The sequence below is a fragment of the Clostridioides sp. ZZV15-6597 genome (assembly GCF_020657815.1).
Classification (GTDB): domain Bacteria; phylum Bacillota; class Clostridia; order Peptostreptococcales; family Peptostreptococcaceae; genus Clostridioides.
The window spans coordinates 30,223-52,429 of record NZ_JAGWCT010000007.1 but is presented as its reverse complement, the minus strand read 5'-3'; the positions used below and the strand labels follow the sequence as shown (position 1 = coordinate 52,429).

Genomic DNA, 22,207 nt, shown 5'->3' with positions numbered 1-22,207 from the left:
TGTAATAATGTTCTTAAATTTATTATAAGTGCATTGAATGTAGAATTTAAATTCTATATTTAATGCACTTATTTTTATTTTATATTCAAATAAAACTAGTATGAAATGGACAAAATAGAAATATAAATTAGAAGGAAGGAGATTTTTAAGATGAACATATTAGAAAATGATTTTTTATACAAATTAAAAAATAACACTATCTTTTTTTGTATATACACATTGTTGTTTATTTTTATTTATAAAGCATTTCCATACATAGCTCCATTTTTTTTAGGTGGAATAATAGCTCTTATGATTAATCCTATATCACAAAAATTAGAAAATAAGTTTAACATTAATAAGGGTGTGTCTACATTAGTTTTGAGTTTTCTTGCAGTAGCAGTAGTAAGTACAGTTACTACAATAATCGTAATAAATTCAGTGAAAGAATTAATGGGATTTCTAAATAATATATCTACCAACCCTGAAGATATAAGCAATACAATTATGTATTTTTTAAATAAAGTAAATACCTATATGAAATCATTTCAAGAAATAGCTAATTTTGATATAGAACAATTAGTAAGTAAGTTTAGTAATGAAGTAATGCATATTACAAAAAATCTCCTTACAAGTATACTTGGACTGGCTACTTCTATTCCATATATTATAATATTTATAATTACTTTGTTTATTGCTACATATTTTATAGCAAAAGATTTAGATAAAATTGAAAATAATTTCTATAATATGTTTACTGTTGATGTCAGAAAAAAGGTAAAGAATGTAAAGAAGGAAGCAGGTCTTTCTCTTGTAGGATATATAAGAGCTTATACAATACTTATGGCTATAACTTTTTTTGCGATATGGGGAAGTTTCGCTATATTTAGATTAAAATATGGTCTGATAGTAGCTTTTGTAGGAGCTTTAATGGACTTAATTCCATTTTTAGGAATAATAACAATATATCTTCCAATAATCGTGTACTATTTTCTTATAAAAAATTATTTTATAGCTGTAAGCATGACTATAATATTTTTTGTTTTATCTCTAATAAGAGAAATACTTGAACCAAAATTAGTATCAGTAAATGTTGGGTTAAGTCCATTAGCAACATTGGCTGCAATTTTTATTGGAATTCAGGTAAAGGGAATAATAGGAGTAATTTTTTGTTTGGGTTTGGTATGTATGCATGATATACTTAAGAAGGTGGATATCTTTTAGCTATAAATAATTAAGATATTTTTGTAGTAAAATTTTATTCACTAATAAATAAAAATTCCATTAATATTGTAAGAAAGAAGGTATATGCATGAAACAAAAAGTAGTAGAAAGATTTTTAAAATATGTATCATTTGATACAACATCGAATTCTCAATGTGAAAATTGTCCATCTTCAGAAGGTCAAAGAGTTTTAGCTGAGTATATAGTTGAAGAGTTAAAATCAATTGGCATTGATGAAGTAAGTTTAGATGAAAACAGTTATGTAATGGCTACTTTAAAAGGAAATGTTGAAGGTGTAGATACTATAGGATTTATATCACACTTGGATACAATTGAAGATATAAGTGGAAAAGATATTAAACCAAGAATAATAAAAAATTATGATGGAAAAGATATAGTTTTAAATGAAGAATTAAATGTTGTTACATATGTAAAAGATTCTCCAGAATTAGTAGAATTTAAAGGAGATGATTTAATAGTTACTGATGGAACAACTTTACTTGGTTCTGATGATAAAGCTGGAATAGCTGAGATAGTAACTGCAATAGAATATTTAATCAATCACCCCGAAATTAAGCATGGAGATATAAAAATAGGATTTACACCTGATGAGGAAATTGGAAGAGGTGCAAATCTATTTGATGTTGAAAAATTTGGAGCAAAATATGCATATACTTTAGATGGAGGAGTAGTTGGAGAACTTGAATGTGAAAACTTTAATGCAGCAAATGCAACTATTACTATACATGGTAGAAACGTTCATCCAGGTTCAGCTAAGAATAAAATGGTCAATGCTATACATATAGCATCTGAAATCTCAGAAATGTTCCCAGCAGATGAAAGACCAGAAACAACAGAAGGTTATGAAGGTTTTTGGCATCTAAATACTATAAATGGAAATGTTGAAACTGTAAGCATGGCTTATATTATTAGAGACCATTGTAGAGAAAAATTTGAACAAAGAAAATCTATAATGATAGAAAATATAGAGAAAATAAATAAGAAATATGATAATAGAGTGGAATTAGACTTAAAAGATTCTTATTATAATATGAAAGAAAAGATTGAGCCAGTTATGTTCATCGTTGATATAGCCAAAGAGGCAATGGAAGAGGTAGGTATAAAGCCACGTTTAGTTCCTGTAAGAGGTGGTACTGATGGTGCAAGACTATCATTTGAAGGATTACCTTGTCCAAATATATTTACTGGAGGATTAAACTTCCATGGTAAAAATGAATGTATTCCAGTTAGTTCTATGGAGAAAGCTACTAAATTAGTTATAAGAATAGCTGAAAAATATGCTGAAAGAGTTTAGTTAAAAAGTATTCAAAAATTAAGAGTTTAAAGTTATAATAGCTATATCATTCTTTATAAAACAAACTGATTGTAAGCTTGTTTTGTATTTAAGATGATGTAGCTATTTTTATAATTATTTTGATAAAAGGTAATTATATTCACTTTGGGGTATAAATAAGTATTGCAGAGTAACAATAAGTATTAATATTTTAAATAAGGGGGAATTATATTGAAAATTAAATCTAAAAAAATAATGGTATTTGCACTTGTATTAGGGCTTGTAATGCATAGCTGTGTATATGCAGATACAACTAGCAAGAATCAAAATTCGCAGGAAAATATGAATAGCTATATTCAAAATAGAAAATCTCCAAAGGGAGAAAAGTTAATTGGGGAAGATAGATTTGATACAGCTATAAAAATATCTCAAAGTGGATGGAATAATGGTTCAGAAAGGGTTTTTCTAGTAAATTCAAATTCATTACCAGATGCACTAGCTTCAACTCCTTTAGCAAGTAAATTGGATGCTCCAATACTACTTACTAATAAAAATAATGTACCAGAAAATGTAGAAGATGAGATAACAAGACTTAATCCTGAAGAAATTATTTTAATTGGAAGTGAAGGAGCAATCTCATCAAGTGTAAAAAAATATCTTGAAGATACAGGTATTTTAGTAAGTAGAATTGGAGGAGCAGACAGAGAAGAAACTTCTTTGCTTCTTACTAAACAATTGGATGATACAGGAGATTTAGGCGTTTCAAAAATAGCAGTAGTTAATGGATATAATGGTCTAGCAGATGCAACTTCTATATCAAGTCCAGCTGCAAGTGATAATATGGCTATAATATATGCAAGTAAAGATAGTATAAGAAGTGAGGCTAAAAGTTTTATAACACAAAATTCAAATGAGACATACATAATAGGTGGAGAATATAATATAAGCAAAAAACTTGAGGGACAACTAGTAAATTCAGAAAGACTAGCTGGAACAGATAGAAAAGATACAAATGCTAAAGTTTTAGAAAAATTTTATGGAAAATTAAGTAAGGTTAGTAATATGTATTTTGCAAAGGATGGAAGTGGTAGAGAAGCTGATTTAGTTGATGGGCTTGCTGCTGGAGTATTGGCGGCAAAAACAAAGTCACCTGTCATTCTTGCAAGTGGAAGTCTAAGTAATGGACAACAAAGTTTTATAAAGAAAGTAAAAGCAGATAAATTTGTACAAGTTGGTGGAGGAAAAAATAGTAATCCTTACACAGAAGCATTAGGATTACAGTAGTTTTATCAATTAGTAATATTATGTTCAATAATTAGTAATATTATATAATAAAGATAAGTAAACTAAGTTATGTTTAATTAGAAGTTTGAATTGATGTATTTGAAATTCTAATTAAGTTGCAAATAGCTTAGTTTACTTGTTTTTGTGCTAATAGATACTTTACAATACAGTAGGTTATACAGTTTTCTAATGATATAGAAAAGACACCTCAATGTGAAGTGTCTATCTATAATATATTTTTCTTTTCAATTAAATTTACTATATATGTTTTAAGTATTAACCTTTAATGTTTTTCATACATTCTTATGGAATACTACATTTAGTTAATATTGATTATATTTCCAGTATTAATATCGATTAAATTGATATCAAGTTCAAGCTCATCTTCATCATCAGTTTTTATAATATCTATAATTGCTACAGAATGGCTTCCATCTTTGGGGATAGAAGTACTTCCTGGATTTATAACTATTAAATTATCATCCATATATAGTTTCTTTACATGAGTATGTCCTAAAACTAATATGTCAGCACCCATTTTCTTTGATTTATCAATAATTTCTTCTTCTGTTTCTGTATAACCATGATTTAATATAATCCTAATTTCTCCAAATTGGCTCATGACATAAGGACTTTGGATAGGATGTTCTATTACCATCTGGTCGACATCTGCATCACAGTTACCTTTAACAATTATAATATTTTCTAATTTGTTTAACACTTCTATAAATTTTTTAGGATTATATCCTTCTGGAATATCATTTCTAGGACCATGATATAAGACATCTCCTCCATGTAAGAGAATATCACAATCAGATAATACATTTAATGCTTTTTCAAAGTAAAGTAAACTACCATGAGTATCACTCATTATTCCTATTTTCATATTAAAATCCTCCTAAGTGCAGTCTATAAAAATTTTTCAGATACTCTATGCCAAAACTCGTAATTTGACATCCTAAGTAATTTTATTTTTGCATCAGACATGCTAACTTTTATATTTTCGATTTGTCTAAATCTGTGCTCAACACCATCAACAACAATCAACAATGAATCTTCAAATCTGTATTCTGGTGCAATCTTTATAACAGATTCATTTGAACATATTATACTTGATGTAAAACATCTATATGCATTAGTGTTTATTGGATGTAAAGGTGTAATCTGCATAAGTTCAAGTTTTATATCAACAATACTACCGCCAGCAGAATAGTTGTAGGCGGTTGAACCTGTGGAAGTAGAAATAATCATACCATCTCCACTAAAATTTTGTATATGTTTATCATCAAGGCTTAGATTAAGATGTATAGTTCTAGACTTGTCTCCTCTTATAACAACTTCATTTACAGCAAGCATGTTAGAACCGCTAGTAGTTGTATATACTTCAGCATTAAGAAGTGACATTTCTTGAATAATATAATCCTTTTTTATATAAGCTTCAATAAAGCTATCAATCTTATCTGGTAAAATATCAGGAAAAAATCCCAGATGTCCTGTATTTATACCCATTATGGGAATTTCAGGAAAATCGAAATCTCTAACTGTTCTTAAAAAAGAGCCATCACCGCCAATTGATATAATAAGTTCTGTATCTGGATAAATATCTGAATACACCTCAAAGCCAGCATTGACAAGTTTTCTAGTTAAGAGTTCTTTAGTCTCAAGGGACTTATTTAATTGGTTTGCATTTATAGTTATAATTCTTTTCATATATTCACCTCTTCATACTTTGTATTATAACATAGTTTTATAATTCTTAATTTATAAATTTATAAATGACCTAGCTTGTTGTGAATGTGTTAAAATATGTATAGGGGGTATAAAAAATTATATAAGAGGTGAAGACGTGTTTAAGGTAAAGAATATCACAAAAAAATTAGGTAAATTTAAATTAAATAATATAAACTTGGAATTAAAAGAAGGAGATATTATTGGAGTTATAGGACCAAATGGTTCTGGAAAGACAACTTTAATAAAAATTATAATGGGCATTATTGATGCTGATGAGGGTGAAATTGAACTTTGTAATGAAACAATTAACAATTCTCCAGTAAGTTTTAAAAACAATATTGGTTTTGTATATGATTCTTTACAATTTTATCCGCATTTGAAGGTGAAAGAGTTTAGAAGAATAGTATCTTTATTTTATAGTAATTTTGATAGAGAAAGATTTGATGAATATCTTGAAAAATTTGAGATAGAAGAAAATATACATATTAAGAATTTATCCAAAGGACAATCTGAGAAGCTTATGCTAGCAAATGCACTTAGCCATAATGCAAAACTACTTATTCTGGATGAACCAACTGCTGGAATAGACCCAATTGTAAGAAAAGAAATAATGCAGTATCTAAAAGATTTTGTGAAAAATGGAAATAGTAGTGTAATAATTTCAACTCACAATACTGATAATTTAATTAGGATTGCGGATTATCTTATTTTTATAAATAAAGGAAATCAGATTTTTACAATAAAGAAAGATATGTTAGAGCAGGAGTATAAAATAATTAGGGCAAATAAAGCAGAATTAGAAGAAATTAAAGAAAATATAGTTGGTGTAAAAGAGTATAAATATTATAGTGAAGCACTACTGAAAGTTGGAGATAACTTAAAAGTAAAAAGCTTATTGATAGAAATTGATAAGCATAAAGTTAAAAATCCTACTATAGAAGAACTAATGTATTATTATATAAATGAGGTGAAATAATGTTCAATTTGATAAAAAAAGATTTAATAATAGGAATTAGTTCAGATGGTGTTCGTAATTTAAAGTACATATTGCTGTTTTTTGTTTTTTATTTTTTCCTTAACTCAATTTCGTATTATACAGTAAGTGTTGTCATAGGTTATTTAATTTTTGTAAATACATTTGAATGTGATTATGAAAGTGATTCGAGAATATTTATAAGAAGTATGCCAGTTAGTATCGAAGATATAGTGTATTCAAAGTACTTATTAGGTGTGGGATTAATAATTTTTATAACAACAATTGTATCTTTAATAAGTAAATTGACATCATTAGTGTTTTTTAGAAGCATGGTTTTAAATGATGTATTCTTTTCTATAAATATATTTTTAGCAATTTTATCAATAGTACTTCCTTTGTTTTTTAAATTTGGATATGGGAAAATGAAAATTTGTGGATTAATAATAAGTATTTTAATTTATTTTGTATATGGGAGTCTTTTAAGAATGGTTAGTATGATAGTATATCAAGTAAAGCATGTTAATTATAGTAAGGTAGGAGGCGTATACCTTTCAAATTATATTACTGATATGACTAATACTAGATATATAAATCTATACAGTGTGACGTTTTTGACTATAATAATTTTTATAATATCTATGTATTTCTCTATTAAGATTTCAAAAAAAAATAAGTTTAATTATAAAAGTTTTTAATTAATATTATAGCGTAAAATATAAGGAGATTAGAAATGAATAAGTTCATAAAAGTTTCAATTTTTATTTTGGGAGTTTTTACACTATTCATAGCTATAAATAAATTAGCATATAGAGATATGGTAAGTGTCAAAGATTATGAAATAAATCATTTAGAGGAAATTGTTTTTGATTTTGATAGCAGAAGAAGTGAAGAAATTGGTACTGTAATAAGATTCAAAATAAGTAATAACAGTAAATACAGTTATAGGTTAAACAGTGCAAAAATGAGATTTGAGAATTGTATAGAGAGTAAAAAAGGAGAGAATAAATGCTCTTATTATGTAAATATAGATTTGTTTAATGAAAAAAATTCTATAACTGAAAAAACCTTAAACTATGGGATAAAGTCGAATAATCAAGGCTATGTCGATTTTGTGATTCCAAAGGGGTTAAACTTTGATTATAGGTATTTTAATGACTCTGGTATGAGTGTAGAATATAAGGGCGAATTTACTGTGGAAATACCTATCGCAAAAGGTTTATATCTAGTAGTTGGAAAAAATAATGATGTATGGAATTCTAATGTTATGGAGTAATTTGAAAAAATTGAAAAATAAAGTTATTACATATATAATTAAAATAGTATGAAATTTATAAATATTCAGATTGGGAGGGTGTTCAATGTCAATAAGCAATGTAAGAGAGTACTTTAAAGAATTTGGAAGGGAAGATAGCATACTAGAGTTTGAACAATCCAGTGCTACTGTAGAACTTGCGGCAGAAGCGGCGGGAGTTATTCCAGCTAGAATCGCTAAGACTCTTTCATTTAAAATAGGAGAGGATGCAATTTTAATTGTTACAGCTGGAGATGCTAAGATTGATAATAAAAAATACAAGGATGAGTTTAGTTGTAAAGCTAAAATGTTAGCACCAGAAGAAGTTCTAGACTTTACTGGACATGCTATTGGTGGTGTTTGTCCATTTGGTTTAAAAAAGCCTTTAAAAGTATATCTAGATGATTCAATGAAGAGATTTGATACAGTATTTCCTGCATGTGGGAGCAGTAATTCAGCAATAGAACTTACATGTGATGAAATGGAGAAGTTTTCTAAGTGTGAGAAATGGGTAGATGTTTGTAAAAATTGGTAAAAAATATAGTGAAAATTAGTAAAAAAATATCCCTGTATACAATCTGTGTGGGGATATTTTTATGTGGAAAATATTTATAAATCTAAGAGGAAAATCTAATTTAAACTAATAATCCAAAATAAAGTTAAAAAATTCTGATTTTTCTTCAAAATAATAAAAAAATGACAAAAATATGGAAAAAATGTAGTAAATATTGTTAAAAAAATAATTAGAAATTATTGAAAAATTATCCTTTGAGTGATACTATTATAGATGTAAGATATTTAAAAAACAAAAATAATCACAAAAAATATGATTATTTAGCTCTATTAAAATAATTTTGATATGATAGAAAAAATTTATATATGGGTTGAAATACTAATATACAGAACATTTACTATTGATATACCCTAGAATTAATATCATAAACAAATTATTTTATCTATAGCCATTGTGAGAGAAGTCTTATTATAGCTTGAAATTTCACAAAATTCCAAAAAGCGAGATTTTTTTTAAGCGAAGTTGATTTTAAATTAACAATTTATAATTAAATTAATATCATAATCGGTTAATATAATTGCATATAAATATAGGGCGGACTTTAATTAAGGTTATAAATTTCTCGACGTATACTCAAATACTTTATTATAGATGTTGCCGAGATTTTAATTAATAAATGAAAATAAAATATTTATAAAATACTGAGGAGGCTATTATGGATTTAAATTCTAAAAAATATCAGATGCTTAAAGAGTTATATGTAAGCTTCGCTGAAAATGAAGTTAAACCTTTAGCAACAGAACTTGATGAAGAAGAAAGATTTCCTTATGAAACAGTGGAAAAAATGGCAAAAGCAGGAATGATGGGTATACCATATCCAAAAGAATATGGCGGAGAAGGTGGAGACACTGTAGGTTATATAATGGCAGTTGAAGAATTGTCTAGAGTTTGTGGTACTACAGGAGTTATATTATCAGCTCATACATCTCTTGGTTCATGGCCTATATATCAATATGGTAATGAAGAACAAAAACAAAAATTCTTAAGACCATTAGCAAGTGGGGAAAAATTAGGAGCATTTGGTCTTACTGAACCTAATGCTGGTACAGATGCGTCTGGACAACAAACTACTGCTGTTTTAGATGGAGATGAATACATACTTAATGGCTCAAAAATATTTATAACAAATGCAATCGCTGGAGATATATACCTAGTAATGGCAATGACTGATAAAGCTAAAGGTAATAGAGGAATTTCAGCATTTATAGTTGAAAAAGGAACTCCTGGATTTAGCTTTGGTGTTAAAGAAAAGAAAATGGGTATAAGAGGTTCAGCTACTAGTGAATTAATATTTGAAGACTGTAGAATACCTAAAGAAAATTTACTTGGAAAAGAAGGCCAAGGATTTAAGATAGCAATGTCTACTCTTGATGGTGGTAGAATTGGTATCGCAGCACAAGCTTTAGGTTTAGCACAAGGTGCTCTTGATGAAACAGTTAAATATGTAAAAGAAAGAGTACAATTTGGTAGACCATTATCAAAATTCCAAAATACACAATTCCAATTAGCTGATATGGAAGTTAGAATACAAGCGGCTAGACATCTTGTATATCAAGCAGCTATAAATAAAGACTTAGGAAAACCTTATGGAGTAGAAGCAGCAATGGCAAAATTATTTGCAGCAGAAACAGCTATGGAAGTTACTACAAAAGCTGTACAACTTCATGGTGGATATGGATACACTCGTGATTATCCAGTAGAAAGAATGATGAGAGATGCTAAGATAACTGAAATATATGAAGGAACTAGTGAAGTTCAAAGAATGGTTATTTCAGGAAAATTATTAAAATAGAGATATTAAAATATACACAATAGGTCGATATTAAAATAGATATGGAGGAAGGATTTATGAAGATAGTCGTTTGTATAAAACAAGTTCCAGATACAACAGAAGTTAAACTAGATCCTAATACAGGTACTTTAATTAGAGATGGAGTACCAAGTATAATAAACCCTGATGATAAAGCAGGTTTAGAAGAAGCTATAAGATTAAAAGAAGAAATGGGAGCTCATGTAACTGTAATAACAATGGGACCTCCTCAAGCAGATATGGCTTTAAAAGAAGCTTTAGCAATGGGTGCAGATAGAGGAATATTATTAACAGACAGAGCTTTTGCAGGTGCTGATACTTGGGCAACTTCATCAGCATTAGCAGGAGCATTAAAAAATATAGATTTTGATATTATAATAGCTGGAAGACAAGCTATAGATGGTGATACTGCACAAGTTGGACCTCAAATAGCTGAACATTTAAAACTTCCATCAATAACATATGCTGAAGAAATAAAAACTGAAGGCGAATATGTGTTAGTAAAAAGACAATTTGAAGATTGTTGTCATGACTTAAAAGTTAAAATGCCATGCCTTATAACAACTCTTAAAGATATGAACACACCAAGATACATGAAAGTTGGAAGAATATATGATGCTTTCGAAAATGATGTAGTAGAAACATGGACTGTAAAAGATATAGAAGTTGACCCTTCTAACTTAGGTCTTAAAGGTTCTCCAACTAGTGTATTTAAATCATTTACAAAATCAGTTAAACCAGCTGGAACAATATACAATGAAGATGCAAAAACATCAGCTGGAATTGTAATAGATAAATTAAAAGAGAAGTATATCATATAATTTAAGGGGGGATAAAGAATGGGTAACGTTTTAGTAGTAATAGAACAAAGAGAAAATGTAATTCAAACTGTTTCTTTAGAATTATTAGGAAAGGCAACAGAAATAGCCAAAGATTATGATACAAAAGTTTCTGCATTACTTTTAGGTAGTAAGGTAGAAGATTTAATAGATACATTAGCACATTATGGAGCTGATGAAGTAATAGTAGTAGATGATGAAGCTTTAGCAGTGTATACAACTGAACCATATACAAAAGCTGCATATGAAGCAATAAAAGCAGCTGACCCAATAGTTGTATTATTTGGTGCAACTTCAATAGGTAGAGACTTAGCACCTAGAGTATCTGCTAGAGTACATACAGGACTTACTGCTGACTGCACAGGACTTGCAGTAGCTGAAGATACAAAATTATTATTAATGACAAGACCTGCTTTTGGTGGAAATATAATGGCAACAATAGTTTGTAAAGATTTCAGACCTCAAATGTCTACAGTTAGACCAGGAGTTATGAAGAAAAATGAAGTTGATGAAACTAGAGAAGCTGTAATTAATCGTTTTAAAGTAGAATTTACTGAAGCTGATAAATTAGTTCAAGTTGTAGAAATAATAAAAGAAGCTAAAAAACAAGTTAAAATAGAAGATGCTAAAATATTAGTTTCTGCTGGACGTGGAATGGGCGGAAAAGAAAATTTAGACATACTTTATGAATTAGCTGAAATTATAGGTGGAGAAGTTTCTGGTTCTCGTGCAACTATAGATGCAGGATGGTTAGATAAAGCAAGACAAGTAGGTCAAACTGGTAAAACTGTAAGACCAGACCTTTATATAGCATGTGGTATATCTGGAGCAATACAACATATAGCTGGTATGGAAGATGCTGAGTTTATAGTTGCTATAAACAAAAACCCAGAAGCTCCAATATTTAAATATGCTGATGTTGGTATAGTTGGAGATGTTCACAAAGTACTTCCAGAACTTATAAGTCAATTAAGTGTTGCAAAAGAAAAAGGTGAAGTTTTAGCTAACTAATTTCTTGGGGAGGGTATTATGAGTACAAGCGATGTTAAAGTTTATGAGAATATAGCTGTTGAAGTAAATGAAAATATATGTACAGTGAAAATGAATAGACCTAAAGCCCTTAATGCAATCAATTCAAAAACTTTAGAAGAACTTTATGAAGTATTTGCAGATATTAACAATGATGAAACTATCGATGTAGTAATATTGACAGGGGAAGGAAAAGCATTTGTAGCTGGAGCAGATATTGCATATATGAAAGATTTAGATGCTGTAGCTGCTAAAGACTTTAGCCTTCTAGGAGCTAAAGCTTTTAGAGAAATAGAAGATAGTAAAAAAGTAATAATAGCAGCTGTAAATGGATTTGCTTTAGGTGGAGGATGCGAACTAGCAATGACTTGTGATATAAGAATTGCATCTGCTAAAGCTAAATTTGGGCAACCAGAAGTAACTCTTGGAATAACTCCAGGATATGGAGGAACTCAAAGACTTACAAGACTGGTTGGACTGGCAAAAGCAAAAGAATTAATTTTTACAGGTCAAGTTATAAAAGCTGATGAAGCTGAAAAAATAGGGCTAGTAAATAGAGTTGTCGAGCCAGAAGTTTTAATGGAAGAAGTTGAAAAACTAGCTAAAACAATAGCCAAAAATGCTCAACTTGCAGTTAGATACTCTAAAGAAGCTATACAACTTGGTGCTCAAACTGATATAGATACTGGAATAGATATAGAATCTAATTTCTTTGGACTTTGTTTTTCAACTAAAGACCAGAAAGAAGGAATGTCAGCTTTTGTTGAAAAAAGAGAAGCTAACTTTATAAAAGGGTAAACAAATCTAATTAAAAATATATTTTCTGTTAACTAGATTGAATAAATACTTTAATCTAGTTAACAGAATATAAATACTAAAATAACAGGAGGTTATAACTATGAAATTAGCTGTAATAGGTAGTGGAACTATGGGAAGTGGTATTGTACAAACTTTTGCAAGTTGTGGTCATGATGTATGTTTAAAGAGTAGAACTCAAGGTGCTATAGATAAATGCTTAGGATTATTAGATAAAAATTTAACTAAATTAGTTACTAAGGGAAAAATGGATGAAGCTACAAAATCAGAAATATTAAGTCATGTTAGTTCAACTACTAACTATGAAGATTTAAAAGACATGGACTTAATAATAGAAGCATCTGTAGAAGATATGAACATAAAGAAAGATGTTTTTAAATTATTAGATGAGTTATGTAAAGACGATACTATTTTAGCAACAAATACTTCATCATTATCTATAACAGAAATAGCTTCTTCTACTAATAGAGCAGATAAAGTTATAGGAATGCATTTCTTCAATCCAGTTCCTATGATGAAATTAGTTGAAGTTATAAGCGGTCAATTAACATCAAAAGTTACTTTTGATACAGTATTTGAATTATCTAAGAGTATCAATAAAGTACCAGTAGATGTATCTGAATCTCCTGGATTTGTAGTAAATAGAATACTTATACCTATGATAAATGAAGCTGTTGGTATATATGCAGATGGTGTTGCAAGTAAAGAAGAAATAGATGAAGCTATGAAACTAGGTGCAAACCATCCAATGGGACCTTTAGCATTAGGGGATTTAATAGGATTAGATGTTGTTTTAGCTATAATGAACGTTCTATATACTGAATTTGGAGATACTAAATATAGACCTCATCCACTTTTAGCTAAAATGGTTAGAGCTAATCAATTAGGAAGAAAAACTAAAATAGGATTCTATGATTATAATAAATAAGAACTTAAATCTAAAAAATTTAACTGATATTGTCTAAAAAAAAACAATCTCAAAAATCTGATAAAAATCTAATTTAATGGGGGTAATGAATATGAGAGAAGTAGTAATTGCCAGTGCAGCTAGAACAGCAGTAGGAAGTTTTGGAGGAGCATTTAAATCAGTTTCAGCAGTAGAATTAGGGGTAACAGCAGCTAAAGAAGCTATAAAAAGAGCTAATATAACTCCAGATATGATAGATGAATCACTTCTAGGAGGAGTACTTACAGCAGGTCTTGGTCAAAATGTAGCAAGACAAATAGCATTAGGTGCAGGAATACCAGTAGAGAAACCAGCTATGACTATAAATATAGTTTGTGGTTCTGGATTAAGATCTGTTTCAATGGCATCTCAACTTATAGCATTAGGGGACGCTGATATAATGCTAGTTGGTGGAGCTGAAAACATGAGTATGTCTCCTTATTTAGTACCAAGTGCTAGATATGGTGCAAGAATGGGTGATACTGCTTTTGTTGATTCAATGATAAAAGATGGATTATCAGATATATTTAATAACTATCACATGGGTATAACTGCTGAAAATATAGCAGAACAATGGAATATAACTAGAGAAGAACAAGATGCATTAGCTCTTGCAAGTCAAAATAAAGCTGAAAAAGCTCAAGCTGAAGGAAAATTTGACGAAGAAATAGTTCCAGTGGTTATAAAAGGAAGAAAAGGTGACACTGTAGTAGACAAAGATGAATATATTAAAGCTGGTACTACAATAGAAAAACTTGCTAAATTAAGACCTGCATTTAAAAAAGATGGAACAGTTACTGCTGGTAATGCATCAGGAATTAATGATGGTGCTGCTATGTTAGTAGTAATGGCTAAAGAAAAAGCTGAAGAACTAGGAATAGAACCTCTTGCAACTATAGTTTCTTATGGAACAGCTGGTGTTGACCCTACAATAATGGGATATGGACCAGTTCCAGCAACGAAAAAAGCTTTAGCAGCTGCTAATATGACTATTGAAGATATAGATTTAGTTGAGGCTAATGAAGCATTTGCTGCTCAATCTATAGCGGTAGTAAAAGATTTAAACATAGATATGGCTAAAGTTAATGTCAATGGTGGAGCAATAGCTATAGGACATCCAATAGGATGCTCAGGAGCAAGAATACTTACTACACTTTTATATGAAATGAAGAGAAGAGATGCTAAAACTGGTTTAGCTACACTTTGTATAGGTGGTGGAATGGGAACTACTTTAATAGTTAAAAGATAGTTTTAGATTATAATTTTTAAAAATTAAACATTTAACCAGGAATTTAACCTGTAAGAGTAACTATTTGTTATTCTTACAGGTTTTTATGGTTAAAAAATAACTATTATCTATTAAACAAAAATAGTGTAAAATATATAATATCATGATTTTGAAGATATAAAAGAAAGTAGGTAAAAGTTTGTTTAAAAAAGAAAATCAAAAATATAATCTTATATCATATACAAATGAAGAAGAAATGACTCTAAAAGAAGTTTTGCTGGACAAGCTAAATTTTTCGGTGAGGTCATTGTCAAAGATGAAAAGAGAAAAAAGTGTATTAGTAAATGGTGTATATAAAAAACCAAGTTTAAAAGTGTCGTGTGGTGATTTAATAGAGGTAAAAATAGAAGAAGAAAAAGCAAATTTTGAGCCACAAGATTTAAATTTACAAATAATATATGATGATTTTGATATAATTATGGTAAATAAGCCACCATTTATGGTAGTTCATCCAACTAAAAGTCACTATGATAATACAATAGCAAATGGTATTAGTTATTATATAGAGAAGCATAAAGAAAATGTAAAAATACGATTTGTGAATAGACTTGATATGAACACTTCAGGGCTTGTTATAGTAGCAAAAAATGCTTATGCACATCATACTTTGTCTACATCAATGAGTGAAAATAAAGTTGAAAAAACATATATAACAGTAGTGAATGGGATTATAGATGAAGATGAGGGAACTATAAATGAACCAATTTATAGACCTGAAGAGGATTCAATAAAGAGAGTAATAGATGAAAGAGGACAAGCATCTGTTACCCATTATAAAGTAGTAGAAAGATTAAAAAATGCAACCATGCTAGAAGTAAAGCTAGAAACTGGTAGAACACACCAAATAAGGGTGCATATGGCTTATATAGGTCATGGAATAATAGGTGATGAGTTATATGGTTATATAGATGAAAACCTTATAAATAGGCAAGCTCTTCATGCATATAGCTTAGAGTTTGAACAACCAAGAACAAAAGAAATTTTAAAATTTAAAACAGATATACCGAAGGATATGCAAGAGTTAATATCGAAATTAAGATAGATGGGGTGATATATATGATAATACATAAATTTATAATACATGTTTTGGATAAAAATAGTGATGTTCCAATATTAAATGATTTTGAAGGTAAAGTTAATCAAGAAGTAGATGGATTTTTTCAAAAAGCAATAAAGAGAATTTCAAAGGATGAAGATTTAAGAAAAGGTATCTTTAAAGATTATAATGACAATTTAATCAAAAATTGTTGTGAACAAATAATATACGATGAGAGTTCATTTTTAAAAAATTCTAAAGAAATAGCATCTTATCTGTTTGAGGTCATGAAGATTAATGCGGCATTAGAATCTTGTGATTTGGCAGTTTGCTTGTATACTGTAAAAGATGAGAAGAGTGTTGCTATATTGAAATTAGATTATAAAAAACTGTATACTCATTCAATTGAGTTTGTAGATGATAAATTTAATATTCAAATGGTATCAAATGAAATTGGAATTCCAGAAACTATAAGACAAAAGCAAGGGGCTTTAATTGGATTAAGTGGAATGAATGATGAGTTTCATCTAAGACTCTTAGACAAAGATGCAGAAAAAGAGGGTTCAGAATCAAAGTTTGTAACAGAATTTTTGAATGCTAAAAAAATAGATGATGATAAGTATAAGACAAAAGTATTTAAAAATACAGCCGAAAATTGGATAACTAATGCTCTTAGCAATGATATAAAGCAAGCAGAAGATGTAAGAAGTATATTAAATTATACATTAAAAGAAAAACATGAAATTGATATAAATGATTTTGTTGATAATTCAATTAAGGATGAAGAATTAAAAGGTAGTTTTAAAGAGCACATGGAAGAAAAAGGTCTTGATGAAGGTTTTAGCATAGATAAAAAATGGGTTGAGAAAAAGCTCAAAAAGAGAAGTATAAAAACTGATAATGGCTTTGATATAAAAGGTAACCTAACTGATTTTGAGGACCCAATGAAATATACTGTAAAGCAAAATCAAGATGGAACTATAGATATAGTAATAAAGAATGTAACATTTTATGAAGAAAAGTAATCTTAATTTGAGTAATTTATATAATTAGATATAAATTAAATTAGAATAAATGTATAGTTAATATAATTATAAATAAATGTAGACTAGTCTGTGTAAACTTCTAATAGAAATATTAAATAGAAGTAGACACAGACTATTTATATTTGTAGAAAAGATGATATTATTTATTTTCTTCGATATATTTACATATATCACCAATACATTTAAAGTTTTCAGCTTCCTCATCTGGTATTTCTATACCAAATTCATCTTCAAGAGCCATTATAATCTCAACAGCATCTAATGAATCAGCTTCTAAATCTTCCATTAAAGATGCTTCCATAGTTATTTCATCTAAATTATCTAACCCTAATTGTTCTGCTATTATTTCTTTTATTTTTTCAAACATTTTAAGCCTCCTACAGCAGTTTTAATTAATTTTAATGTTAGTTTAATATAATATCAAAAATTTTTCAATATGGAATTAGTAAAAAGTAATAAAATTTTATAAAGGTAGTAATAAAGTCTTATCTGATGAATAAACTTTATTGATAACAAATATAACTTAGGAGGAAATGCTATGAAATATGTAGGCTTATTACTAACATCTGTAGGAATATTTTTACTTATAGCAGTAAATTTTTATTATAATTCAATAACTTTAGATATGCAACGAATAGAGGACTATGTAATGGAAACAAATTTAATTCTTGAAGATGTAGCAGAGAAGGAAGGCTATGTATCTAATGAAAAGGACGATTATATATCAAGATTAATGCATGTAAAGAAAGGGATAGAAAATTCAAAAACATCCTTCTTGATAGAAAGATATAAAGAATACAAAGTAAAATCAATAGAAAGTTTAATTTACACTATATCAGAAGAAAAAAAGGATTATTTAGATGAAGTTGATAGATACAATAAATTGGGAGAAAAAGAAATAAATAAATTAATTAATAAAAACTTTTTAGAAGTAACTTATCTGTCTATTACTACATATATTTAATTAAAGAGACAAAAGTTAGTCTCTTAATGATTCAAGGAGGATTAGTTATGACAAAATTAGAAGACAATATGGAACGTTTCTTTGGAGGATGCGAAGGATTTTTTGGTAATAAAATGTTGATAATAATAGTTATAGTATTCTTATTATTATGTACAGACATTTTAGAAGACTTATTATGCGATGACAATATATGGATATGGGTTATATTGATAGTATTGTTGTTATTTAACTTCGATGATGGTTGTTGTTGCTAAAAAATATTGATTATTAAATAGGCAGAACCAGTAACTTATACAAGTTATGGTTTTGCCTTTTTTAGTTAAGATAAAAAAATTAAAAAAATAATAAAAATACATTAGCAAAATGGAAACCAAATGCATAGTATATGTTAGGAGCGAAAAGCTCAACAAAATATCAACAGGAGGTAACGTGGAATGTTAGATAGATTCTTTGGAGAAGATGGATGTTTTGGTGGAGGAGGATGGTGGATAATCGTACTATTCTTCCTATTCTTAGCTTTTGGAGATAGCTGGGCAGAATTTGACATAATGGCATGGATTCCATTCTTAATAGTTTTATTAATACTTTGCTGCTGTAGTGGATGCTTAGATTAAGGGTAACAGTTATTAAAAAAGGAGGGTTTTATTATGTTAGATAGATTTTTTGGAAACGATGGATGTTTTGGTGGGGGAGGATGGTGGATAATCGTATTATTCTTCCTATTCTTAGCTTTTGAAGATTGTTGGAGAGATATCGATATAATGTCATGGATACCATTCTTAATACTATTATTAATAACTTGTTCATGTGGTGGATTCTTTGATGGTGATGACGGTTGTGGCTGCTAAAACTAAACCGTTAAAGTGAAAAAATGCTGGTATATTTTATACCAGCATTTTTTTTATTTTATTTTTTAATATAATTTAAATTAAGAATGAATATTATTAAAATTGTTGAATATAGGGTATAATATAAAATATAATGTATTTAAATGTACTTGCTTTTATGGTAAAATAAGAACTTATATAAATATAGTTAAAATAAGAACCTGTATAAATTTGGTTCAGATTTAGATAAATTTAGCAAAATTAGGAGGATGAAAATGAAAAGTAATATAACGATAAAAGATGTTGCTAAACAAGCAGGCGTGTCAATATCTACAGTATCTAGAGTTATAAATGATTCAAAACCTGTGACTGATGAAGTCAAACAAAAAGTTTTAGATGTTATAAAAGAAACTGGATATATACCAAATCCACTTGCAAGAAGCTTAGTAACTAAGAAGAGTCAATTAATAGGGGTAATAGTTCCAGAAGTTTCAGATTCTTTTGTTAATGAGGTATTGAATGGAATAGAAGAAGTTGCTAAAATGTATGATTATGATATTCTTTTAGCTAATACATACTCTGATAAAGAACAAGAATTAAAGAGTATAAATCTATTAAGAGCAAAACAAGTTGAAGGTATAGTTATGATTTCATGGGTAGTTGAACAAGAACATATCAACTATATACAAAATTGTGGTATACCAGCAACGTATATAAGTAAAACTGCTAGAAATTATGATATATACACAGTAAGCACTAGTAATAAAGAAGCTACTTTTGATATGACAGAACATCTTATAAAGAAAGGTCATGAAAAGATAGCTTTTATAATGACAAGTAAAGATGATACTGTTTTAGAGATGGAAAGACTTTCAGGCTACGAAAAAGCACTTTCAAGTAATAATATAGAGTTGGACAAGAGTTTAATCAAATATGGTGGAACTGATTATGAAAGTGGATACAATAGTATGAAAGAATTATTGGATGAAGGAATAATACCTCATGCAGCTTTTGTTACGGGTGATGAGGCTGCTATAGGAGCTATAAACGCTATCTGTGATGCTGGATATAAGGTTCCAGAAGACATATCAGTTGCAGGATTTAATGATGTTAAGATAGCTAAAATGTATAGGCCTAAACTTACTACAGTTTATCAGCCTTTATATGATATGGGAGCAGTGGCGATAAGAATGGTTATTAAATTAATAAATAAAGAATTAATTGAAAATAAGAAAATAGAATTACCTTATCAAATTATTGATAGAGAAAGTGTTATAGAGAGAAAGAAATAAAGTTATTAAAGTTAATCAGGTAGTGTTTAAAACACTACCTGATTTTTAATTTAAATAATATGAAATTTAAAATATTTTAATTAAAAATAATAGTTTTAAGTCTTAAAAGTAGTTTATTTTTGTTTATTCGTGAGGATTGGATTTTTTAGTTTTCTTAAATATACTTTTAGATTTTTTCTGTTGATTATTTGGTGTATTTTTTGGTGCAGGTGTATTTGATTTACCTTTAGTAGGTTGTTTAGTCTTTTTAGTTTTAGTAGTTTTAGCAGGTTTAGTATCTCTTTGAGTCTCTGCATCTGATATTTTATCCATTATAGTATCTAATTTTTTACGTTGATTGTCATCTAAAAATGCTTTGAATTTTGATACTACTTCCTCTCTTCCATCTAGGTTTTTACCTATTTTTATAAGTTCCTCCATAAGTTCACTTTCTGATTTTCCTTTGTAATTATCAGCAATCTTTTCTATCTTATCCTTGTCAATATTTTTTTGCTTAGCCATCTTTTCTAATGAATCTGTATCTATTTTTTTCATAAAAAAACCCCTTTCTATAAATATATATTGAATTATATTCATACTATTTATATATAGAAATAATATTGAAGTGGTGAATTGTGAGTGATATATAATATAAATAAAAATTCTTATAGATAATATATATGCACTGAGCTTTAAAAATGGAACATTAAAATATGAAAAACATACTTTAATATAGGGCAATTATATAATATAAGGGGGAATTGTCTTGAATAATTTACTATTTTTGATTGGAGTGATTGCATTGAGTAATGGTAATATCTCTATATTTGATGATAAAGATAAATCAAAGAAAAATAATAGAGTTAGAAAAAACAAAAAAAATTCAAATGAGAAATTATCAAAAGCTATACATGAAACTTTAAGGTTTGATGCAAATGATATAAAAAGAGGTCTAAGACTTATGGATTTGAGTGAAGAAGACCTAGAAATGGGAATGGAAATAATAACAAGAACTAAAAAATACATGTCAAGAGATGAAAGGAAAATACTAGTAAAAATAGAAAGTGTTTTAGACCTAGTTAGAGGCATAAAGAAACTCAACAATATAGATGTGGTAGATGTTGAAGAGGAAACAGATTTTTTTAGAAAAATGGATAGTGAAGACAAAAAAAATATGATGATAAAAGAAATTATAGATGTATTTCCAGAAAAGAGAAAAAATTCTGTTGAAAAGGCTATAGGAATGAAAAAAAAGATAGATTTATTTGCAGAATTGTTTTTACCTGATGATTTTGGAGAAGGTGGATTTAGTTTAAGTTCTTTGGCAAATATAAATAATCTAGGTAGTATGAATAATCTTAAATTGCTAGGAACTCTTTTAAGAGGTGATGATAGCAATAATGATGATGAGGATGAATATGAAGATAATGAAGATAATAATGAAGAATTTGAAGATGAAGAGTCAACATATGAAGATAATGAATTAGATTATGAAGATGAGATAGATGATAATGAAGAAGAATTAATGGAAGATGAAGAAACAGACTATGAAGATGAAGATAATGATGAAAATATAGTGTATGATGAAGAATTGTATGATGTTAATGAACACAAGCATGAACATAATCATAATGAAAAAAATACTAGAAGTAAAGCTAAGAGAAAGTGATAATTAACTAAATACATAAAGAGAAAAGGCAGAAAAAGTAATATTAGAATAAGATTATCTCAATTACTATATAAAACCACTTTAAAAAATTCGAAATTTATTATATAATAATAATATGAAATCCTGAAACATACGATAAGGCTTTTTTAAATTCAACCTACAAATGAAATACGGGAGACCGTGTCTAGTAAATTATAACATGCCTGTTTAGTTTGGACGTTAAAGGTTACTGGCAAGTCACCCACCTGGGAGTGCCTAGGGTGTGAATTTACTTAGCCACCGGTGTTTCGGGACAAAAAAAGTGCTACTATTT

General features: G+C 28.4%; 25 protein-coding genes and 1 other RNA gene. 22 read left to right on the top strand and 4 right to left on the bottom strand.

The features are described from left to right. Window positions 1–150 precede the first annotated feature (150 nt). The 3 genes from ytvI to KGF52_RS03075 all read left to right on the top strand — a co-directional run bounded on the left by ytvI (window position 151) and on the right by KGF52_RS03075 (window position 3,781). On the top strand, window positions 151–1,203 hold the full coding sequence (gene ytvI / locus KGF52_RS03085; protein WP_227839104.1) for a sporulation integral membrane protein YtvI: 1,053 nt from the start codon (window positions 151–153) through the stop codon (window positions 1,201–1,203). A gap of 88 nt (window positions 1,204–1,291) precedes the next feature. Next, on the top strand, window positions 1,292–2,518 hold the full coding sequence (pepT, locus tag KGF52_RS03080; protein ID WP_227839103.1) for a peptidase T: 1,227 nt from the start codon (window positions 1,292–1,294) through the stop codon (window positions 2,516–2,518). Window positions 2,519–2,728: 210 nt separating this feature from the next. Continuing rightward, window positions 2,729–3,781, top strand: coding sequence for a cell wall-binding repeat-containing protein (locus KGF52_RS03075; protein ID WP_227839102.1), 1,053 nt, complete (start codon window positions 2,729–2,731; stop codon window positions 3,779–3,781). Window positions 3,782–4,100: 319 nt separating this feature from the next. Here KGF52_RS03075 and yfcE read toward each other — a convergent pair whose 3' ends face one another. Next, the gene (yfcE, locus tag KGF52_RS03070; protein ID WP_227434011.1) at window positions 4,101–4,667 is read right to left on the bottom strand and encodes a phosphodiesterase; all 567 of its coding nucleotides are present in this window, start codon (window positions 4,665–4,667) and stop codon (window positions 4,101–4,103) included. Window positions 4,668–4,690: 23 nt separating this feature from the next. Then, on the bottom strand, window positions 4,691–5,491 hold the full coding sequence (locus tag KGF52_RS03065; protein ID WP_227434012.1) for an NAD(+)/NADH kinase: 801 nt from the start codon (window positions 5,489–5,491) through the stop codon (window positions 4,691–4,693). Window positions 5,492–5,627: 136 nt separating this feature from the next. Here KGF52_RS03065 and KGF52_RS03060 point away from each other — a divergent pair, with 136 nt between their 5' ends. The 12 genes from KGF52_RS03060 to KGF52_RS03005 all read left to right on the top strand — a co-directional run bounded on the left by KGF52_RS03060 (window position 5,628) and on the right by KGF52_RS03005 (window position 17,142). Beyond that, window positions 5,628–6,488: an ABC transporter ATP-binding protein gene (locus KGF52_RS03060; protein ID WP_227839101.1), complete on the top strand. Its 861-nt coding sequence runs from the start codon at window positions 5,628–5,630 to the stop codon at window positions 6,486–6,488. After that, complete coding sequence (locus tag KGF52_RS03055) at window positions 6,488–7,183, top strand: ABC-2 transporter permease (RefSeq protein ID WP_227839100.1); 696 nt, start codon at window positions 6,488–6,490, stop codon at window positions 7,181–7,183. The genes KGF52_RS03060 and KGF52_RS03055 overlap by 1 nt, the downstream gene beginning before the upstream one ends. Before the next feature lie 35 nt (window positions 7,184–7,218). Then, entirely contained in the window at window positions 7,219–7,761 is a 543-nt protein-coding gene (locus KGF52_RS03050) for a hypothetical protein (protein WP_227827014.1), read from the top strand. An 85-nt stretch (window positions 7,762–7,846) separates the two neighbouring features. Next, window positions 7,847–8,314, top strand: coding sequence for a YbaK/EbsC family protein (locus KGF52_RS03045; RefSeq protein WP_227827015.1), 468 nt, complete (start codon window positions 7,847–7,849; stop codon window positions 8,312–8,314). A gap of 694 nt (window positions 8,315–9,008) precedes the next feature. Next, on the top strand, window positions 9,009–10,145 hold the full coding sequence (locus KGF52_RS03040) for an acyl-CoA dehydrogenase (protein WP_227839099.1): 1,137 nt from the start codon (window positions 9,009–9,011) through the stop codon (window positions 10,143–10,145). Between the two features lie 56 nt (window positions 10,146–10,201). Continuing rightward, the gene (locus KGF52_RS03035; protein ID WP_227827017.1) at window positions 10,202–10,984 is read left to right on the top strand and encodes an electron transfer flavoprotein subunit beta/FixA family protein; all 783 of its coding nucleotides are present in this window, start codon (window positions 10,202–10,204) and stop codon (window positions 10,982–10,984) included. A gap of 18 nt (window positions 10,985–11,002) precedes the next feature. Further along, on the top strand, window positions 11,003–12,013 hold the full coding sequence (locus KGF52_RS03030) for an electron transfer flavoprotein subunit alpha/FixB family protein (protein ID WP_227827018.1): 1,011 nt from the start codon (window positions 11,003–11,005) through the stop codon (window positions 12,011–12,013). A gap of 18 nt (window positions 12,014–12,031) precedes the next feature. Next, window positions 12,032–12,829 carry an enoyl-CoA hydratase-related protein gene (locus KGF52_RS03025; protein ID WP_227839098.1) on the top strand — a complete coding sequence of 266 codons (798 nt, stop codon included), beginning with the start codon at window positions 12,032–12,034 and terminating at the stop codon, window positions 12,827–12,829. 100 nt (window positions 12,830–12,929) lie between these two features. After that, a complete protein-coding gene (locus KGF52_RS03020) occupies window positions 12,930–13,775 on the top strand; it encodes a 3-hydroxybutyryl-CoA dehydrogenase (protein WP_227827020.1) in 846 nt (281 codons plus the stop codon). 91 nt (window positions 13,776–13,866) lie between these two features. Beyond that, entirely contained in the window at window positions 13,867–15,042 is a 1,176-nt protein-coding gene (locus KGF52_RS03015; protein WP_227839097.1) for an acetyl-CoA C-acetyltransferase, read from the top strand. Between the two features lie 178 nt (window positions 15,043–15,220). Next, window positions 15,221–16,123, top strand: coding sequence for an RluA family pseudouridine synthase (locus KGF52_RS03010; protein ID WP_227839096.1), 903 nt, complete (start codon window positions 15,221–15,223; stop codon window positions 16,121–16,123). Window positions 16,124–16,137: 14 nt separating this feature from the next. Further along, the gene (locus KGF52_RS03005; protein ID WP_227827023.1) at window positions 16,138–17,142 is read left to right on the top strand and encodes a nucleoid-associated protein; all 1,005 of its coding nucleotides are present in this window, start codon (window positions 16,138–16,140) and stop codon (window positions 17,140–17,142) included. Window positions 17,143–17,302: 160 nt separating this feature from the next. On the opposite strand, the gene acpP is transcribed toward KGF52_RS03005, so the two are convergent. Continuing rightward, on the bottom strand, window positions 17,303–17,530 hold the full coding sequence (acpP, locus tag KGF52_RS03000; RefSeq protein ID WP_227434025.1) for an acyl carrier protein: 228 nt from the start codon (window positions 17,528–17,530) through the stop codon (window positions 17,303–17,305). Between the two features lie 171 nt (window positions 17,531–17,701). Here acpP and KGF52_RS02995 point away from each other — a divergent pair, with 171 nt between their 5' ends. The 5 genes from KGF52_RS02995 (at window position 17,702) to ccpA (ending at window position 20,246) form a co-directional block, all read left to right on the top strand. Next, window positions 17,702–18,127 carry a hypothetical protein gene (locus tag KGF52_RS02995; RefSeq protein ID WP_227839095.1) on the top strand — a complete coding sequence of 142 codons (426 nt, stop codon included), beginning with the start codon at window positions 17,702–17,704 and terminating at the stop codon, window positions 18,125–18,127. Between the two features lie 47 nt (window positions 18,128–18,174). Next, window positions 18,175–18,381, top strand: a complete 207-nt coding sequence (locus KGF52_RS02990; protein ID WP_009888870.1) for a hypothetical protein — start codon at window positions 18,175–18,177, stop codon at window positions 18,379–18,381. A 180-nt stretch (window positions 18,382–18,561) separates the two neighbouring features. After that, window positions 18,562–18,741, top strand: a complete 180-nt coding sequence (locus tag KGF52_RS02985) for a hypothetical protein (protein ID WP_227827025.1) — start codon at window positions 18,562–18,564, stop codon at window positions 18,739–18,741. 33 nt (window positions 18,742–18,774) lie between these two features. Next, the gene (locus tag KGF52_RS02980) at window positions 18,775–18,975 is read left to right on the top strand and encodes a hypothetical protein (RefSeq protein ID WP_227839094.1); all 201 of its coding nucleotides are present in this window, start codon (window positions 18,775–18,777) and stop codon (window positions 18,973–18,975) included. A gap of 248 nt (window positions 18,976–19,223) precedes the next feature. Continuing rightward, window positions 19,224–20,246 carry a LacI family transcriptional regulator CcpA gene (gene ccpA, locus KGF52_RS02975; RefSeq protein WP_413894785.1) on the top strand — a complete coding sequence of 341 codons (1,023 nt, stop codon included), beginning with the start codon at window positions 19,224–19,226 and terminating at the stop codon, window positions 20,244–20,246. Between the two features lie 123 nt (window positions 20,247–20,369). Here ccpA and KGF52_RS02970 read toward each other — a convergent pair whose 3' ends face one another. Continuing rightward, entirely contained in the window at window positions 20,370–20,780 is a 411-nt protein-coding gene (locus tag KGF52_RS02970; RefSeq protein WP_227827028.1) for a hypothetical protein, read from the bottom strand. Window positions 20,781–20,991: 211 nt separating this feature from the next. Here KGF52_RS02970 and KGF52_RS02965 point away from each other — a divergent pair, with 211 nt between their 5' ends. Together KGF52_RS02965 and ssrS are read left to right on the top strand one after the other, a co-directional pair. After that, window positions 20,992–21,894, top strand: a complete 903-nt coding sequence (locus tag KGF52_RS02965; RefSeq protein ID WP_227839092.1) for a hypothetical protein — start codon at window positions 20,992–20,994, stop codon at window positions 21,892–21,894. A 117-nt stretch (window positions 21,895–22,011) separates the two neighbouring features. Further along, a non-coding RNA gene (gene ssrS, locus KGF52_RS02960) (6S RNA) lies at window positions 22,012–22,192 on the top strand. The last annotated feature ends 15 nt before the right edge of the window (window positions 22,193–22,207 follow it).

Bases quoted from the DNA above. Each gene is read 5' to 3' on its own strand.
- ytvI (WP_227839104.1), top strand. From the start codon at position 151: ATGAACATATTAGAAAATGATTTTTTATACAAATTAAAAAATAACACT.
- pepT (WP_227839103.1), top strand. From the start codon at position 1,292: ATGAAACAAAAAGTAGTAGAAAGATTTTTAAAATATGTATCATTTGAT.
- yfcE (WP_227434011.1), bottom strand. From the start codon at position 4,667: ATGAAAATAGGAATAATGAGTGATACTCATGGTAGTTTACTTTACTTT.
- KGF52_RS03065 (WP_227434012.1), bottom strand. From the start codon at position 5,491: ATGAAAAGAATTATAACTATAAATGCAAACCAATTAAATAAGTCCCTT.
- KGF52_RS03055 (WP_227839100.1), top strand. From the start codon at position 6,488: ATGTTCAATTTGATAAAAAAAGATTTAATAATAGGAATTAGTTCAGAT.
- KGF52_RS03050 (WP_227827014.1), top strand. From the start codon at position 7,219: ATGAATAAGTTCATAAAAGTTTCAATTTTTATTTTGGGAGTTTTTACA.
- KGF52_RS03045 (WP_227827015.1), top strand. From the start codon at position 7,847: ATGTCAATAAGCAATGTAAGAGAGTACTTTAAAGAATTTGGAAGGGAA.
- KGF52_RS03040 (WP_227839099.1), top strand. From the start codon at position 9,009: ATGGATTTAAATTCTAAAAAATATCAGATGCTTAAAGAGTTATATGTA.
- KGF52_RS03035 (WP_227827017.1), top strand. From the start codon at position 10,202: ATGAAGATAGTCGTTTGTATAAAACAAGTTCCAGATACAACAGAAGTT.
- KGF52_RS03030 (WP_227827018.1), top strand. From the start codon at position 11,003: ATGGGTAACGTTTTAGTAGTAATAGAACAAAGAGAAAATGTAATTCAA.
- KGF52_RS03025 (WP_227839098.1), top strand. From the start codon at position 12,032: ATGAGTACAAGCGATGTTAAAGTTTATGAGAATATAGCTGTTGAAGTA.
- KGF52_RS03020 (WP_227827020.1), top strand. From the start codon at position 12,930: ATGAAATTAGCTGTAATAGGTAGTGGAACTATGGGAAGTGGTATTGTA.
- KGF52_RS03015 (WP_227839097.1), top strand. From the start codon at position 13,867: ATGAGAGAAGTAGTAATTGCCAGTGCAGCTAGAACAGCAGTAGGAAGT.
- KGF52_RS03005 (WP_227827023.1), top strand. From the start codon at position 16,138: ATGATAATACATAAATTTATAATACATGTTTTGGATAAAAATAGTGAT.
- acpP (WP_227434025.1), bottom strand. From the start codon at position 17,530: ATGTTTGAAAAAATAAAAGAAATAATAGCAGAACAATTAGGGTTAGAT.
- KGF52_RS02995 (WP_227839095.1), top strand. From the start codon at position 17,702: ATGAAATATGTAGGCTTATTACTAACATCTGTAGGAATATTTTTACTT.
- KGF52_RS02990 (WP_009888870.1), top strand. From the start codon at position 18,175: ATGACAAAATTAGAAGACAATATGGAACGTTTCTTTGGAGGATGCGAA.
- KGF52_RS02985 (WP_227827025.1), top strand. From the start codon at position 18,562: ATGTTAGATAGATTCTTTGGAGAAGATGGATGTTTTGGTGGAGGAGGA.
- KGF52_RS02980 (WP_227839094.1), top strand. From the start codon at position 18,775: ATGTTAGATAGATTTTTTGGAAACGATGGATGTTTTGGTGGGGGAGGA.
- ccpA (WP_413894785.1), top strand. From the start codon at position 19,224: ATGAAAATGAAAAGTAATATAACGATAAAAGATGTTGCTAAACAAGCA.
- KGF52_RS02970 (WP_227827028.1), bottom strand. From the start codon at position 20,780: ATGAAAAAAATAGATACAGATTCATTAGAAAAGATGGCTAAGCAAAAA.